At 71.6% G+C, this 15,572-nt stretch carries 12 protein-coding genes; 10 read left to right on the forward strand and 2 right to left on the reverse strand.

Annotation, left to right across the window (positions count from 1 at the left end):
- The first annotated feature begins 12 nt into the window (after window positions 1–12).
- From JOF40_RS12335 to treY, 6 genes are all read left to right on the forward strand, one after another.
- Window positions 13–543 (forward strand): winged helix-turn-helix domain-containing protein, encoded by a 531-nt coding sequence (locus JOF40_RS12335; RefSeq protein ID WP_129184928.1) that lies wholly within the window; start codon window positions 13–15, stop codon window positions 541–543.
- Window positions 540–1,847 (forward strand): MFS transporter, encoded by a 1,308-nt coding sequence (locus tag JOF40_RS12340; protein ID WP_209674573.1) that lies wholly within the window; start codon window positions 540–542, stop codon window positions 1,845–1,847. Before JOF40_RS12335 ends, JOF40_RS12340 begins: the two co-directional genes overlap by 4 nt.
- Entirely contained in the window at window positions 1,840–2,619 is a 780-nt protein-coding gene (locus tag JOF40_RS12345) for an enoyl-CoA hydratase/isomerase family protein (RefSeq protein ID WP_129184926.1), read from the forward strand. The genes JOF40_RS12340 and JOF40_RS12345 overlap by 8 nt, the downstream gene beginning before the upstream one ends.
- A gap of 224 nt (window positions 2,620–2,843) precedes the next feature.
- Window positions 2,844–4,814: a 4-alpha-glucanotransferase gene (malQ, locus tag JOF40_RS12350; protein WP_129184924.1), complete on the forward strand. Its 1,971-nt coding sequence runs from the start codon at window positions 2,844–2,846 to the stop codon at window positions 4,812–4,814.
- Between the two features lie 91 nt (window positions 4,815–4,905).
- Window positions 4,906–7,020: a glycogen debranching protein GlgX gene (glgX, locus tag JOF40_RS12355; protein WP_129184922.1), complete on the forward strand. Its 2,115-nt coding sequence runs from the start codon at window positions 4,906–4,908 to the stop codon at window positions 7,018–7,020.
- The gene (treY, locus tag JOF40_RS12360) at window positions 7,017–9,293 is read left to right on the forward strand and encodes a malto-oligosyltrehalose synthase (RefSeq protein ID WP_129184920.1); all 2,277 of its coding nucleotides are present in this window, start codon (window positions 7,017–7,019) and stop codon (window positions 9,291–9,293) included. Before glgX ends, treY begins: the two co-directional genes overlap by 4 nt.
- Window positions 9,294–9,299: 6 nt before the next feature.
- Here treY and JOF40_RS12365 read toward each other — a convergent pair whose 3' ends face one another.
- Window positions 9,300–9,560, reverse strand: a complete 261-nt coding sequence (locus JOF40_RS12365) for a hypothetical protein (protein ID WP_129184918.1) — start codon at window positions 9,558–9,560, stop codon at window positions 9,300–9,302.
- Between JOF40_RS12365 and JOF40_RS12370 the strand changes: the two genes are divergently transcribed.
- Both JOF40_RS12370 and treZ read left to right on the forward strand, forming a co-directional pair.
- Window positions 9,559–11,139: a hypothetical protein gene (locus tag JOF40_RS12370; RefSeq protein WP_129184916.1), complete on the forward strand. Its 1,581-nt coding sequence runs from the start codon at window positions 9,559–9,561 to the stop codon at window positions 11,137–11,139. The genes JOF40_RS12365 and JOF40_RS12370 overlap by 2 nt on opposite strands.
- Before the next feature lie 25 nt (window positions 11,140–11,164).
- Complete coding sequence (gene treZ / locus JOF40_RS12375; protein WP_129184914.1) at window positions 11,165–12,799, forward strand: malto-oligosyltrehalose trehalohydrolase; 1,635 nt, start codon at window positions 11,165–11,167, stop codon at window positions 12,797–12,799.
- 120 nt (window positions 12,800–12,919) lie between these two features.
- On the opposite strand, the gene JOF40_RS12380 is transcribed toward treZ, so the two are convergent.
- Window positions 12,920–13,735, reverse strand: coding sequence for a PhzF family phenazine biosynthesis protein (locus JOF40_RS12380; RefSeq protein ID WP_129184912.1), 816 nt, complete (start codon window positions 13,733–13,735; stop codon window positions 12,920–12,922).
- 145 nt (window positions 13,736–13,880) lie between these two features.
- On the opposite strand from JOF40_RS12380, the gene JOF40_RS12385 reads away from it, so the two are divergent.
- Together JOF40_RS12385 and JOF40_RS12390 are read left to right on the forward strand one after the other, a co-directional pair.
- Window positions 13,881–14,834 (forward strand): putative endonuclease domain-containing protein, encoded by a 954-nt coding sequence (locus JOF40_RS12385; protein ID WP_129184910.1) that lies wholly within the window; start codon window positions 13,881–13,883, stop codon window positions 14,832–14,834.
- A gap of 114 nt (window positions 14,835–14,948) precedes the next feature.
- Window positions 14,949–15,533 carry a hypothetical protein gene (locus tag JOF40_RS12390; RefSeq protein ID WP_129184908.1) on the forward strand — a complete coding sequence of 195 codons (585 nt, stop codon included), beginning with the start codon at window positions 14,949–14,951 and terminating at the stop codon, window positions 15,531–15,533.
- The last annotated feature ends 39 nt before the right edge of the window (window positions 15,534–15,572 follow it).

Consider the following 15,572-nt stretch of genomic DNA (forward strand, 5'->3'; position numbering starts at 1 on the left):
TATCGTCGTGGCATGCCGTTCACCTCCAAGGTCGTCGACGACCTCGAGACCCTCAAGGCCGTCTCCCACCCGTTGCGGCTCGAGCTGCTCGGTCGGCTGCGCACCGCGGGCCCGGCCACCGCCTCGCAGCTGGGTCGCGCGCTGGGTCAGTCGAGCGGGTCGACGTCGTACCACCTGAGGCAGCTCGAGCGGTTCGGCTTCGTGGCCGACGACGAGGAGCAGCCGTCGGCCCGCGAGCGACGCTGGCGGGCTCTGCACGACGCGACCTCGTTCCCCTCGTCGCTGTCCGACCTCGACGGGGGTCGGGAGTACGTCGACGCGGTCCGTCGGCGGCAGGAGCGTTACCTGCGGGAGGGGCTCGAGGCGTGGACCGAGCCCCGTCCGGGCATCGGCATGAGCGACTACGGCCTGCGCCTCGATCCGGCCGACCTGCAGGCGCTGCAGGACGAGCTGCACGCCGTCGTGACCCGGTACACAGGCCGCGCGGGCACCGAGGACGTCGTGCTGCACGTGCTGACGCTGCCCAGGCCGACGGCACCGTGAGGGTCAGGACGCGGTTCTGGCTGCTCGCCGGTATCCGGTGGCTGTCGACGGGCCTGATCGTGCCGGTCGCGGCGCTGCTTCCGCTCGAGCGCGGTCTCTCCATCGCGCAGTACGGTGCCGTGGCGGCCGTGCAGGGCGTCGTCGTGCTGGTGCTCGAGCTGCCGACCGGCGGCTTCGCCGACGCCATCGGACGCAAGCCCGTCTTCCTGGCCTCGGCGGTCGTGTGCGTCGCCTCGTACTCCGTCTACGCGCTGGCGCACACGCCAGCGGCCTTCGCCGTCGCGACGGGCCTCGCCGGCGTGTACCGCGCCCTCGACAGCGGTCCGCTCAACGCGTGGTTCGTCGACGCGGTCCACGCGACGACCCCGCCGGCCGACAGGACGTCCGTGGTCGCCCGAGGCCTCGCGGGGTACGCCACGATCGGCGGGATCGGCATCGCGACGGGCGCGATCCTGGCTGCGGGACTCGTCGCCTGGGCACCTCTGGGGCGGGCCGATGCGCTGGCCCTGCCGTACTGGGTCGCGATCGGGCTGACCCTGCTGCAGATCGTCGCCGCGCTGATCCTCATGGACGAGCCGGGTCGCTCTGGGCGGGGGCGACTGGGCGCCTCGATCAGGGCGACGCCGCGCACGATCGTGACCGGCGCGCAGCTGGTGCTCAGGTCGCACGTGCTGGCAGCGCTCATGGGGGTCATGCTGCTGTGGGGCTTCGGCATGATCGCCTTCGAGACGATGACCCCGGTCCGCCTCGCCGAGCTCCTGGGCGACCGCGATTCCGCGGCGTCGGTGATGGGGCCCGCCACAGCGGCCGCTTGGGGCGTGTCGGCGGTCGGCGCGGCCCTGGTGCCGGTGATGCTGCGGCGCTGGAGCATGGTCGCGGTCTCGGTGGCGCTGCGCCTCGTCCAGGGGGCGACGGTCGTCGCGATGGGCCTGGCGGGTGGGCCGGTCGGCGTCGTCGTGGGATTGCTGGCCACGTACGCGGTGCACTCTGCCGCAGGAGCGATCCACGAGACCCTCCTGCACGAACGGGTCGGTCCCGAGCACCGGGCGACGGTGCTGTCGCTGTCGTCGATGGCGATGCACCCCGGCGGGTCGCTCGGCCTGGTGGTGCTCGGCGCGGTCGCGACCGACGCGTCGCCCGGTGCCGCGATGGTCGTCGGCGGGATCGTGCTCGCGCTGGCTGCGCCGCTGTTCCTGGTCCGCGACGGCAAGGGCCGCGGTGCTGCGACGGCGGGGCCTCCTATGCTCGACCACGACGGCGGCACCCAGCCCGCCGGCGACGCTGTGGAGGCACGACATGACTGAATTCGTCCGACTCGAGGTCACCGACGGGGTGGGCACGATCCGCCTCGACCGGCCCAAGATGAACGCGCTCGACGCGCAGCTGCAAGAAGAGCTGATCGCCGCGGCGAAGGAGGCGGATGCGCGCGATGACGTCGCGGCGGTGGTCCTCTACGGCGGCGAGCGGGTCTTCGCGGCAGGCGCGGACGTCAAGGAGATGGCCACGATGTCGCACGGCGAGATGGTCAAGCACGCCCACCTGCTGCAGGCGTTCACGCGGGCCATCGCCGCGATCAGCAAGCCCACCGTCACGGCCATCACGGGCTTCGCGCTCGGTGGCGGGTGCGAGCTGGCCCTGTCGACCGACGTCCGGTTCGCCGCCGACAACGCGAAGCTCGGCCAGCCCGAGATCCTGCTCGGCATCATCCCCGGAGCAGGCGGCACGCAGCGACTCACGCGTCTCGTCGGTCCGGCCAGGGCCAAGGACCTGATCTTCACCGGACGCTTCGTCGACGCCCAGGAGGCGCTCGCGATCGGCCTGGTCGACCAGCTGCACCCCGCCGACCAGGTCTACGACAAGGCCGTCGAGTGGGCGTCGCAGTTCGTCGGCGGGCCGAGCCTCGCGCTGCGGGCGGCCAAGAGCGCGATCGACCGCGGCATCGAGGTCGACCTGCAGACGGGCCTCGAGATCGAGCGCATCGAGTTCTCGGGCCTGTTCGCGACGGACGACCGCACGGCCGGCATGACGTCGTTCGTCGAGAACGGTCCCGGCAAGGCGACGTTCACGGGCTCATGACCCCTGCGACGGCGGCGGATGCGTCGAGGAGCCCCGAGTGGGTACACCCCACGCGTCACGTCGCCGTCGAACAGGAAACGCCATGCTGCACCCCTTGCTGATCGCCCGTTCGATCGCTGCTCGCGCCATCTCCCCGCTGGGCCCGCCCGAGCCGATGCGGCATCGTGCCGCCTTCGCGGCAGGCGGCGCCGCGACGTCACCACCCACCCGAGATGCTGGGTGGCATGCCCGTCACTCGCGCTGACCAGCTCGCCCGGCTCGCCGCCGCCCACGGCGTCGCCACGACCTACGAGGGCTCCGACCGCGAGGTCGTGCACGTCGATGACGCGATCGTCGTGGCCGTGCTGGGCATGCTGGATGTCGACGCGACGTCGGACGAGGCGGTCGCCGAGGGTCTGAGGGCAGTCGAGGAGCGCGATGCCCGACAGGGCCTGCCCCCGACCGTGGTGGTGCGGCACGGGGAACGACTGCACCGGCTCGGCACGGCGGCACGGATCGACCTCGAGGACGGCACGAGCCTGCACGTCGAGGCCGACCACGATCTTCCGGGCGACCTGCCCCTCGGATGGCACGCGATCGCCGCCGGCGACCAGACGTCGACCCTGGTCGTCGCGCCCCCACGGATGCCCGACATCCGGCCGACCTGGGGATGGATGCTCCAGCTCTACGCCCTGCGATCGGCCGATTCGTGGGGGATGGGCGACTTCGGCGATCTGGCGGAGTTCTCGCGCCGTGCCGGCACCGAGCAGGGGGCAGGGGTCATCCTGGTCAATCCCGTGCAGGCCGTGGCGCCGACGCACCCGATCCAACGCTCGCCGTACTCGCCGGCCAGCCGCCGATTCGCCAACCCGCTCTACCTCCGCGTCACCGACACCGCGGCCTATCGCTCGGCAGACGCGGCGGTCCAAGCCGCGGTCCTGGCTCTCGCTCCCCGCAACGACACCGCCGAGATCGAGCACGATGCGGTCTGGGACGCCAAGCACGCCGCGCTCGAGCTGCTCTGGCCGCACCGACCCGATGCCGAGAAGTCGTTCGAGCCCGACGCTCAGCTGCGCGACTTCGCGACGTTCTGCGCCCTCGCCGAGCTGCATGGCGGCGACTGGCGCGACTGGCCCGCGTCCCTGCACGACCCCGCGGGGTCGGCCGTCACCCAGCTGCGGGTCGAGCTGGCCGAGCGCATCACGTTCCACGCATGGCTCCAGCAGCTGTGCCGCGAGCAGCTCGACGCGGCCAGGTCGGCCGCCCGCGACAGCGGCATGGGCGTCGGCATCGTCCACGACCTGCCGGTGGGCGTCAGCGCCGGCGGCCCCGACACGTGGTCGCAGCGCGAGGTGTTCGCGCCGGCAGCGCGCGTGGGGTGCCCCGCCGACGCCTTCAACGAGCTGGGCCAGGACTGGGGACTGCCGCCGTTCAGGCCCGCCGAGCTGGCCGCCGCCGGCTACGCGCCGTTCCGCGAGGTCGTCCGCAGCGTCCTGCGCCACGCCGACGGCATCCGCATCGACCACATCGCGGGCCTGTGGCGCCTGTGGTGGATCCCGCCGGGAGAGCCCGCCCACCGCGGCACCTACGTGCACTACGACGCCGAGGCGATGCTCGCGGTGCTGGCGCTCGAGGCGCACCGCGCCGGCGCGATCATCGTCGGCGAGGACCTCGGGACGGTCGAGGACGTCGTCACCGAGACGATGCACGAGCGCGGCATGCTGAGCTCGTCGGTGCTGTGGTTCGAGCGCGACTGGGACGCCCCCGGGCAGCCCTTCGTGCGGCCCGGCGACTGGGAGCCCGAGACCATGGCGAGCGTCACGACGCACGACCTCCCGACGGCCACGGGGTGGCTCGACGCCGAGCACGTGCGCCTGCGGGCCTCCCTCGATCTGCTCGACGGCTCCGAGGACGACGCCCTGGCCGCCGCGGCCGCCGACCGGGAGTCACTGATGGACCTCGTCGAGGCCGAGGGCATCGACGTCGACGATCCCGTGGTCGCCCTGCACGCCGTCATCGCCCGGGCGGCGTCCCGCCTCGTCCTCAGCGCGCCCACCGACGTCATCGGCGAGCGCCGCCAGCCCAACCTGCCGGGCACGGTCGACGAGTACCCCAACTGGCGCATACCGTTGCCGGTGTCGCTCGAGGAGTTCTTCGACGACGCCCACGTCGCCGAGGTCATCGCGCCGTTGCAGGCCGAGCGTCCGCGCGACTGACCTCACAGCCGCCGACCGGTTGCACCTCGCCCATCAGGGGTAGTAGGGGTGGACCACCGAACGACCATCACCCACCAGCACTGGAGACTCCTTGCGCCCCTGGCCCGGAAGTGCCTACCCGTTGGGCGCCACGTACGACGGCGTCGGCACCAACTTCGCCCTCTTCTCGGAGGTCGCCGACCAGGTCGAGCTCTGTCTGTTCGACGACGACGGCACCGAGACGCGCATCCGGCTGGAGGAGGTCGACGGCTTCGTCCACCACGGCTACCTGCCGAGCGTCGGACCCGGTCAGCGCTACGGCTATCGCGTGCACGGGCCGTACGAGCCCGCCCAGGGCCTGCGCTGCAACCCCAACAAGCTGCTGATCGACCCGTACGCCAAGGCCTTCTCGCACGGCGTCGACTGGGACGACTCGCTGTTCGGCTACTCCTTCGACGACCCCGAGGCGCGCAACGACCTCGACTCCGCCGGGCACGTGCCGTACTCGCTGGTCACCAACCCGTTCTTCGACTGGGCCAACGACCGCCTGCCCCGCACGCCGTACAACGAGTCGATCATCTACGAGGCCCACGTCAAGGGCCTGACCATGACGCACCCCGACGTCCCCGACGAGCTGCGCGGCACGTACGCCGCGCTGGGCCACCCCTCGATCGTCGACCACCTGCAGGGACTCGGCGTGACGGCGATCGAGCTGCTGCCCGTGCACCAGTTCGTGACCGATCACTACCTGGTCGAGAAGGGGCTGACCAACTACTGGGGCTACAACACCATTGGCTTCTTCGCGCCGCACGACGCCTACACCTCGCGTCCCGGCGCGCAGGTCGAGGAGTTCAAGGGCATGGTGCGCGCCCTGCACGAGGCTGGCATCGAGGTCATCCTCGACGTCGTCTACAACCACACGGCCGAGGGCAACCACCTCGGACCGACGCTGTCGATGAAGGGCATCGACAACCAGTCGTACTACCGCCTGGTCGAGGACGACCAGCAGTACTACATGGACTACACCGGCACCGGCAACTCCCTCAACGTCGGCAACCCGCACGCGCTGCAGCTCATCATGGACTCGCTGCGCTACTGGGTCACCGAGATGCACGTCGACGGCTTCCGCTTCGACCTCGCTGCGACGCTGGCGCGCGAGTTCTACGACGTCGACAAGCTCGCGACGTTCTTCGAGCTCGTGCAGCAGGACCCGGTGGTCAGCCAGGTCAAGCTCATCGCCGAGCCGTGGGACGTCGGCCCCGGTGGCTACCAGGTCGGCGGCTTCCCCCCGCAGTGGACGGAGTGGAACGGCGAGTACCGCGACGTCGTGCGCGACTTCTGGCGCGGCGAGCCCGCGACGCTGGGCGAGTTCGCGTCGCGCATCACCGGCTCGTCCGACCTCTACCAGGACAACGGACGGCGACCGTACGCGTCGGTCAACTTCATCACGGCGCACGACGGGTTCACGCTCGCCGATCTCGTGGCCTACAACGACAAGCACAACGACGAGAACGGCGAGGACGGCAACGACGGTGCTGACGACAACCGCTCGTGGAACTGCGGCGTCGAGGGGCCGACCGACGACACCGAGATCATCTCGCTGCGCGACTGCCAGCGCCGCAACCTGATGGCGACGCTGCTGCTGTCGCAGGGCGTGCCGATGATCCTGCACGGCGACGAGCTCGGTCGCAGCCAGGGCGGCAACAACAACGCCTACTGCCAGGACAACGAGGTCGCGTGGATCGACTGGGAGAAGGCCGGCGGTGACGAGTCGATGACGCAGTTCACGTCGGCACTCGCGGCCTTCCGACACCAGCACCCCGTGTTCCGGCGGCGCCGGTTCTTCGAGGGCAAGCCGATCCGCAAGGACGACGAGCTCCGCGACATCGCGTGGTTCACTCCGGCCGGCGAGGAGATGAAGGAGCAGAACTGGGACGACGGCTTCGGCAAGTCGATCGTGATGTTCCTCAACGGCGACGCGATCGCCGACCGCGACCGGCGCGGCGAGCGGGTCGTCGACGACTCGTTCCTGATGGGGTTCAACGCCCACTTCGAGGACATCGAGTGGACGCTGCCGGACGAGCACTACGGACCGGGCTGGAGCATGGTCGTCGACAGCTGCGCCGGCACCGTCGAATCCACGCCGATGGGCGACACGGTGCCCGCCGGAGGGACGCTGACCCTGCCGGGGCGGTCGTTGGTGGTGCTGCAGCGGGTCGTCTCATGACGACGCCCACCTCGACGTACCGGCTGCAGCTGCGGCCGGAGTTCACGTTCGACGACGCCCGCGACGTGGTCGGCTACCTGACCGATCTCGGCGTCGGGGCGGTCTACGTCTCGCCGGTGCTCGACGCGACGCCGGGGTCGACGCACGGTTACGACGTCACCGATCCGCGCATCGCGCGTCCGGCCCTCGGCGGCGAGGAGGGCCGGCTCGCGCTGGCGGACGCGCTGCGGGCCGCGGGCCTCGGATTCGTGGTCGACATCGTGCCCAACCACATGTCGATCGAGGTGCCGTCGGCCAATCCGTTCTGGTGGGACGTCCTGTCGAAGGGCCGCGCCTCGCAGTTCGCCCACTGGTTCGACATCGACTGGTCGCGCGATCGCGTCCTCGTGCCCGTCCTCGGATCGGCCGACGACCTCGACGCGCTGACGGTCGAGGGCGACCAGCTGGCCTACTACGACCAGCGGTTTCCGATCACGGGTGACGCCTCCGGCACGCCGCAGGAGGTGCATGACCGGCAGAGCTACGAGCTCGTCGACTGGCGCCGTGGCAGCACCGAGCTCAACTACCGCCGCTTCTTCGACATCACGACGCTCGCGGCCGTGCGGGTCGAGCTGCAGGACGTCTTCGAGGCGGTGCACGCCGAGGTGCTGCGCTGGGTCGCCGACGGCGACGTGTCGGGTCTGCGGGTCGACCACCCCGACGGCCTGGCCGATCCGACCGGGTACATGCAGCGCCTGCGGGACGCCGCGCCGCAGGCGTGGATCGTGGTCGAGAAGATCCTGCACCCCGGCGAGCAGCTGCCGATCAGCTGGCCCGTCGACGGCACGACGGGCTACGACGCGCTCGGCGAGATCTTCGGCGTGCTGGTCGATCCGGCCGGCGAGGGCGCGCTGACGTCGTTGGCTGCCGACCTCGGTCAGGACACCGACTACGCAGCGGTCGAGCAGACCGCTCGCCGCCTCGTCACCGACGACATCCTGGTTGCGGAGGTTCATCGCATCGCGGCGCTGGTGAAGGACGTCGACACCGCGGCGGCTCGGGCCGCCGTGGCCGAGACCATGATCGCCTTCGACGTCTACCGCTCCTACCTGCCCGACGAGGCCGGCCACTGGCACAGCTCGATCGCCACGGCTCGCGAGCGTCGCCCCGACCTGTCAGCTGCGCTCGACTCGCTCGACAGGCAGGTCACCGACGACCCCCAGGGCGAGCTCGCGACCCGCATCCAGCAGACGTCAGGCATGGTCGTGGCCAAGGGCACCGAGGACACCACGTTCTACCGCTACACGCGCTTCGCCGCGCTCAACGAGGTCGGCGGCTCGCCCGACCGGTTCGGCATCGGCGTCGACGAGCTGCACCGTCTGGCCGCCGCCCGCGAGGCCGGCTCTCCCGGTGCCATGACGACGTTGACGACCCACGACACCAAGCGCTCCGAGGACGTCCGTGCGCGCCTGGCGGTGCTCGCGGAGGTCGCCGACGAGTTCGCCGTCCACGTCCGCGACTGGTCGCCTCGGGCCGGTCTCGGCGAGCCGTCGCTCGAGCTGCTGGCGTGGCAGACCCTCGTCGGAGCGGCCCCCATCAGCGACGAACGGCTCGTCGACTACCTGCTCAAGGCCGCGCGCGAGTCGAAGATCCGCACCACGTGGACCGACGCCGACGAGGAGTTGGAGCAGCGCATCCGCGACTGGCCGGCCGCGGTGCGCGACGCCGTCGGTGACGAGGTCGACGCCTTCGTCGACGGCATCACGCCGCACGGCTGGACCAACGCACTGAGCCAGAAGCTGCTGCAGCTCACCGCACCGGGTGTCCCCGACGTCTACCAGGGCACCGAGCTGTGGGACTTCTCGCTCGTCGATCCCGACAACCGTCGACCCGTCGACTACCAGCAGCGACGCCGCATGCTGGCGCGCATCGGCGACGGCGAGGTACCAGCCGTCGACGAGTCGGGTGCCGCGAAGCTGCTGCTGGTCCACCGCGCGCTCACCCGGCGGCGCGACCGTCCCGAGCTGTTCCGCGGCTACCGGGCGCTGCACGCCGAGGGTCCGGCGGCCGAGCACGCTGTCGCATACGCACGGGGTGCCGACGACGGCCTCGTCGTGGTCGCCACCCGGCTGCCGGTGGGCCTCGGCCGTGCGGGCGGCTGGCGCGACACCACGATCGAACTGGGCCCGGGGGAGTGGACCGACCTGCTCACCGGCGACGTGCTCGAGGGGGCACCGGCGCGCCTGGCGTCCCTGCTCGACCGCTACCCGGTGGCGCTGCTCGTCCGATCGTGACGGTGGTCAGAAGCCGCCGCTGAACCGGGTCCACGCAGCGCGTCCCTGGGCGCGACGGGCGGCCTCGTGCCCGTCGACCGACGACTCGTCGCCGACCCGGAGGGTGTCGTCGCGCGTGACGCGGTGCCGGCGGCGAAGGCCGACGACGGAGATGGCGGCAACGACGACCAGGAGCGCGGCGACGACGATCATCCGTCCACGGTAGGACGGACGGCAGACGTCGTCCATGCTGTTGGCCGAGCGTTCACCGTCTACCGTGGCGGGCATGGGGGCATCCGTGGTGAGACGAGCGCTGGCCGTGCTGTCAGCTGCCGGGCTGCTGGCCGCGTGCGGGTCGACGCCGGACGACACGGGGTCGCTGCAGCCGCAAGGCTTCCAGGCGGCGACCACGACGAAGCTCCCCGGGGGTGGACGTGTCTCGGTGGGCTCTCCCGACGGGCACCGGGTCGTCGCGCAGTGGCAGGCGAAGGGCTCGTCCGGGTGGTCGGAGCCGCAGACCGTCTACACCGAGGCCGAGCAGTTCACGCACGGCATCTCGGTCACGGCGGCGGGTGACACCATCGCGATCGACGCCGACTTCTGGACCGAGAAGGTGCTCGACGACGACTACGCGCCCCAGCACACCGCCCAGGTCATCTGTCGCGACCGCGACTGCGCGCCCGGCCACCGCACGCCCGACGGCACGCTGAGTCACACCGAGCTCGCCGCGTCGGGCCGACAGGCGTCCTTCGACCTCGCGGGCGACGACGTGCTGCTGTGGGACGACGGCACGTTCAGCACCGAGGCCGTCGTCGGACTGCCGAAGGGTGCGTCGTCCGAGATGTTCCCCGACGGCAGCTTCGGCGCGATCGCCCCGGAGGCGCACGGCGACGGCTGCCGCTACCGGCTCCTGACCAGCGCCGTGGGCGAGGCGGCCTACGTCTCCCGCGCCGTCAGCGCCGATCACGCCGCCGACCAGCCGTGCTCGATCTCCGGCATCGAGCTCACGAAGAGCTCCGCCACGGTGTACGTCGAGGACATCGCCGACTCGGTCGAGTTCCGGCGGATGAAGGACGGTTCCTGGGCCGTCGAGGAGCCGAAGGCGCCGCTGCAGGGATATCCCGACACCGAAGGGCAGTCGTCGATCGCCAACGTCACGTCCGGGAGGTCCGACGGCAGCACGCTCTCGCTGGGATCGCCCGACGGCCGGCGCATCATGGCCCAGCTGCGGCGTGACGGGTCGAAGGAGTGGTCAGCACCCGTCCAGGTCGCCACCGCGCCGCGCGGCACCACGTGCCGGTTCCTGTCGTCCGAGCGCGACGAGCTGGCGGTGCTGGCGATGGTCAGCTGCTACCGGTCCGACCGCCCGTTCGAGCTCGGCACGACCGACGACCCCGATGCCGGCATCGCGATCGCGACCGCCGACGGCACGACGTTCGACGTCGAGACGCTCGTCCGGCCCGCCGTCGAGGTCGGCCGCGGCGACGACCACGTGCACCTGTTCCAGGGCGCGGAGGCCAGCTACACGTGGAGCCCCACGACGTCCATGCGCCGGGTCGACCTGCCCAGCGACCCGCGGCGCGACGCGCTGATGGCGGCCGACGACGGCGAGATCATCCGGGTCAGCGGCAACGTCACGGGCGCGAAGGCCTGCCGCCCCTCGTTCCAGGTGGCGAAGGCCGACGCGACCAGCTGGCCGGCACCCACCCCGATGCCCGACGTCGCGACGACGACGTCCGACGACGACGGCTGCGTCGCGACCCTCTACGGCGGGGGCGACAGGTTCGACGCCGAGTTCTGGTACGCGTGGACCGGCACGATCGAGCGGCGTGACGGCACGTGGGTGGCGGTCGCCTCGGGCGGGTAGCGGTGGCGCCGCCTAGGCTCGGAGCATGACGTTCCGCGTGTGGTGCCCCGACCTCGAACGAGTGCGCGTGCGGGTCGACGGTGTCGACCACGACATGTCCCGCGAGAGCGACGGCGGGTGGTGGGCGGCGGACGTCGCCGCGTCACCCGGCACCGACTACGCCTTCGTGCTCGGCGACGACGAGACGCCCTTGCCCGATCCGCGCTCGAGCTGGCAGCCCCAGGGCGTCCACGCGGCCTCGCGCGTCTACGACCACGACGCCTTCGGGTGGTCCGACCAGTCGTGGACGGGCCGCGAGCTCGCCCGCTCGGTCATCTACGAGCTGCACATCGGCACCTTCACGCCCGGCGGCACGTTCGACGCCGCGATCGAGCGCCTCGACCACCTCGTCGCTCTCGGCATCGATCTCGTCGAGGTGCTGCCGGTCAACTCGTTCGACGGCCCGCACGGCTGGGGCTACGACGGAGTGCTGTGGGGCGCGGTGCACGAGCCCTACGGCGGGCCCGACGGATTCAAGCGCTTCGTCGACGCGTGCCATGCGCGCGGTCTCGGCGTGGTGCTCGACGTCGTCTACAACCACCTCGGGCCGTCGGGCGCCTACCTCGACCGCTTCGGCCCGTACTTCGCCGGCCAGAACGACTGGGGGCCGGGCCTCAACCTCGACGGACCGGGCTCCGACGAGGTGCGCCGCTACGTGCTCGACAACGCGCGCACGTGGTTCGAGCACTTCCACGTCGACGGCCTGCGGCTCGACGCCGTCCACGCCCTCGCCGACAAGCGGGCACTGCCGATCCTCGAGGAGCTGTCGGCCGAGACCGCCGCGTTGTCCGCGGCGCTGGGACGTCCGCTGACGCTCATCGCGGAGTCCGACCTCAACGACCCCCGCACCGTCACGCCACGCTCGGAGCACGGGCTCGGCATGGACGCGCAGTGGTCGGACGACCTGCACCACGCGATCCACGTCCGCCTGACCGGCGAGACCGACGGCTACTACGCCGACTTCGCCGCTCCGGGTGCCCTGGCCAAGACGCTGCGGGGAGCGTTCTTCCACGACGGCTCGTGGTCGTCGTTCAGGGAGCGCTCGCACGGCCGGCCGGTCGACGTCGCCGCGCTGCCCGGTACGGCGTTCCTGGCGTACGTGCAGAACCACGACCAGATCGGCAACCGGGCCACGGGCGACCGCATCTCGGCCACGGTGTCACCGGGGCTCATCGCGTGCGGCGCGGCGATCGTCCTGCTGGGGCCCTACACGCCGATGCTGTTCATGGGCGAGGAGTGGGCCGCGTCGACGCCGTGGCAGTTCTTCGCCTCTTTCCCCGATCCCGACCTCGCCGACGCCGTCCGCAACGGTCGCCGCAAGGAGTTCGGCCGGCACGGGTGGGGCGAGTCGGAGGTGCCCGATCCGATGGACGAGGCCACGTTCCGCCGGTCGAAGCTCGACTGGTCGGAGCTCGACCACCCCGACCACGCCGACATCCTCGAGCTGCACACGTCCCTCATCGCGCTGCGCCGGGAGTTCCCCGAGCTGTCCGATCCGTCGCTTGCTGACTTCCGCGTCGAGGTCGCCGACGACGACTCGTGGATCGTGATGCACCGCGGACGCTTCCAGGTGCGCGTCGACTTCGCCGCCGGGGCGATCGACGTCACCTCCACCGACTGACGGGTCCGCGAGTGGCGCAGTCTCGCGAGTGGCGGGTCCGCGAGTGGCGCAGTTTCGCGCTTCTGGGACGGCGTGTCGCGCGAACCTGCGCCACTCGGCACCCGGTTTGCGCCACTCGCGCTACAGTGCGGCCTCGCCGGAGATGCCGACGACGGTGTCGCCGCCCACCCAGATGTCGTCGCCGATGCGCTCGACGTGCACCCGACCTCGTCGCCCGAGACGGGTCCCCTGGGCTGCGACGTAGGAGTCGGTGGCCAGGCCCGAGCCGATCAGCCACTGGCCGATCGCGGCGTTGAGGCTTCCCGTGACGGGGTCCTCGCCGGGCGGGAAGAACGCCCGTACCTCGACGTCAGCCGGCCCGCCGGGCGCGTGGGGCCCCACGATGCCGATCTTGTCGATCGCCCCGAACGTGCCCGGCTCGACCGCCAGGACGGCAGCGGCGCTGCGGAGCAGCAGCGCGACCCAGCCGGGTCCGTTGTCGGCCCACTGGGCACCGATGACGTCCGCGCGGTCGATGCCGAGTGCCGTCGCGGCCGCCACGACATCGGCCTCGTCCACGGGTCCGCCGCGCTGCAGCGGGGGAGCGGCGAACGCCAGACGGCCGTCCGTCTCTCGAACCCGCACGAGCCCGGCACCGCACTCCTGCACGATCTCGCCGGCCACCTTCGGGACGCCGCCAGCGGCCAGCCACGCCCGGGCCGACCCCAGGGTGGGATGGCCGGCGAACGGCAGCTCGCGGTACGTCGTGAAGATCCGCAGCCGGTAGTCGGCCGCCGGATCGGTGGGCGCGAGCAGGAACGTCGTCTCCGACAGGTTGGTCCACCGCGCGAACGCGGCCAGCTGGTCGTCGTCCAGGCCGTCGGCGTCGTGGACGACCGCGACGGGGTTGCCGTACATGAGCTCGTCCGTGAACACGTCGACCTGGCTGAATCGCATGCCCCGAGGCTATCGATCCCGTGATCGGGGAAACGTCCGGTCACCAGGTGCCTGGATGTCTCCCCAACGACGCTCCAGAGGTCGGTCGTCCACAGGCTGCCGTGCCGTGGGGACGCCGTGCCCGACCACGGATGACGCTGGCGACGTGAAGCGGTTCCTCGTCGACCAGTCCGGCACGGTCTCCCGACAGCAGCTGCTGTCCGACGGCCTGAGCGAGAACGACGTCCGTCGGCTGGTGCGACGGCGTGACCTGACCGCGATCCACCCCGGCGTCTTCGTCGACCACACCGGGACGCCGACCTGGCTGCAACGTGCCTGGGCGGCCGTCCTCTACGCGAGGCCGGCAGCGCTCGGAGGGGAGTCGGCGCTGCGCGCCGCAGATGGCCCGGGCCGGACGCTCCGCTCGGACGACATCACCGTGGTGATCGACCACGAGCGCCGAGTCCGCGCCAGGGCGGGGCTGGTGGTCGAACGACGCCGGGCGCTGGACGACCATGTGCTCTGGAACCTGGGACCGCCGCGGCTGCGCTACGAGGACGCCACGGTGGACGTGGCACTTGCCGCAGGCACAGACCTCGATGCGGTTGCGGCCTTGGCGGCTGCCTGCGGAGGACGCCGGACGACGGCCCGTCGCCTGGCACAGACTGTGCGTGACCGGGCACGAGTGCCCCGGCGCGCGTGGCTCATGGCGGTGCTGGACGACGTCGCCGAGGGCACGAGCTCGGTGCTCGAGCACCGATACCTCCGCGACGTCGAGCGCGCCCACGGCCTGCCGCGGGCTCGCCGACAGCTGCGAGCCCTCGCCGCCGGGACCGTCACCTACCGGGACGCCGATGTCGCGGGTCTGGTCGTCGTCGAGCTGGACGGCCGGCTCTTCCACGACTCGGCGTCGGCTCGCGACCGCGACATGGAGCGCGACCTTGACACGTCGCTCGACGGGCGGACGACAGTGCGTCTCGGCTGGGGACAGGTCGTCGGGCGTCCGTGCAGCACCGCGGGCAAGATCGGGGCGTTGCTCACGATGCTGGGCTGGACTGGTGTGATCGTCCCGTGCAGGCCTGGCTGCACCGCAACGGGGAACATCCCGGTCATCAGGTGACCGGGATGTTCCCCGATCACGAAGAGCGCCCCGATCCGCCTCCGAGCGGCGGCATCGGGCCCGCCCCCGTACGGTGGGGGACGAGATTTGAACCGTCATCCACTCGGAGGTCCCATGTCGTTCCGCCTGTCCCACGTCCCGCTGCGCGCCACGGCCGGCGCGTTCATCCTCAACTCGGGGCTGTCGAAGTGGTCGGCCGACCGTGCGACGGCCGAGGGACTGCACGGATTCGCGTCCGGCACGTACCCCGCGGTCAAGAACATCGACCCGCCGATCTTCGTCAAGGCCCTCGCGGCCGGCGAGATCGCCCTCGGTGCCGCGCTGCTGCTGCCGGGCGTGTCCTCGACCAAGGCCGGTGCCGGACTCACCGCGTTCTCGGCCGGTCTGCTGGGCCTGTACGTCAAGACCCCGGGGCTGCGCGAAGGCCTGCGCCCGACGCAGGACGGCATCGCGATCGCCAAGGACGTCTGGCTGCTCGGCATCGGCACGAGCCTGGTCGTCGACGGCAGCGGCGACAGCCACAAGGTCCGCAAGGCCGAGCGCAAGGCCGCACGTGCCCAGCGCAAGACCGAGCGGCTCGAGCGCAAGGCGTCCGGCGAGGGGCTCGTCTCGAAGTCGCAGAAGAAGGCGCTGAAGAAGTCGACCAAGAAGGCCAAGAAGAAGGCCGCCAAGACGCTCGCCAAGGCCACCGCGCACTGACGGAGCGCAGCACCTCGCGTCGTCGGCGCGCACCTCACG

This window comes from Aeromicrobium fastidiosum, from assembly GCF_017876595.1.
Classification (GTDB): Bacteria; Actinomycetota; Actinomycetes; order Propionibacteriales; family Nocardioidaceae; genus Aeromicrobium; species Aeromicrobium fastidiosum.

Bases quoted from the DNA above. Each gene is read 5' to 3' on its own strand.
- JOF40_RS12390 (WP_129184908.1), top strand. From the start codon at position 14,949: ATGTCGTTCCGCCTGTCCCACGTCCCGCTGCGCGCCACGGCCGGCGCG.
- treY (WP_129184920.1), top strand. From the start codon at position 7,017: ATGACGACGCCCACCTCGACGTACCGGCTGCAGCTGCGGCCGGAGTTC.
- JOF40_RS12335 (WP_129184928.1), top strand. From the start codon at position 13: ATGCCGTTCACCTCCAAGGTCGTCGACGACCTCGAGACCCTCAAGGCC.
- JOF40_RS12380 (WP_129184912.1), bottom strand. From the start codon at position 13,735: ATGCGATTCAGCCAGGTCGACGTGTTCACGGACGAGCTCATGTACGGC.
- JOF40_RS12370 (WP_129184916.1), top strand. From the start codon at position 9,559: ATGGGGGCATCCGTGGTGAGACGAGCGCTGGCCGTGCTGTCAGCTGCC.
- malQ (WP_129184924.1), top strand. From the start codon at position 2,844: ATGCCCGTCACTCGCGCTGACCAGCTCGCCCGGCTCGCCGCCGCCCAC.
- JOF40_RS12365 (WP_129184918.1), bottom strand. From the start codon at position 9,560: ATGCCCGCCACGGTAGACGGTGAACGCTCGGCCAACAGCATGGACGAC.
- JOF40_RS12345 (WP_129184926.1), top strand. From the start codon at position 1,840: ATGACTGAATTCGTCCGACTCGAGGTCACCGACGGGGTGGGCACGATC.
- treZ (WP_129184914.1), top strand. From the start codon at position 11,165: ATGACGTTCCGCGTGTGGTGCCCCGACCTCGAACGAGTGCGCGTGCGG.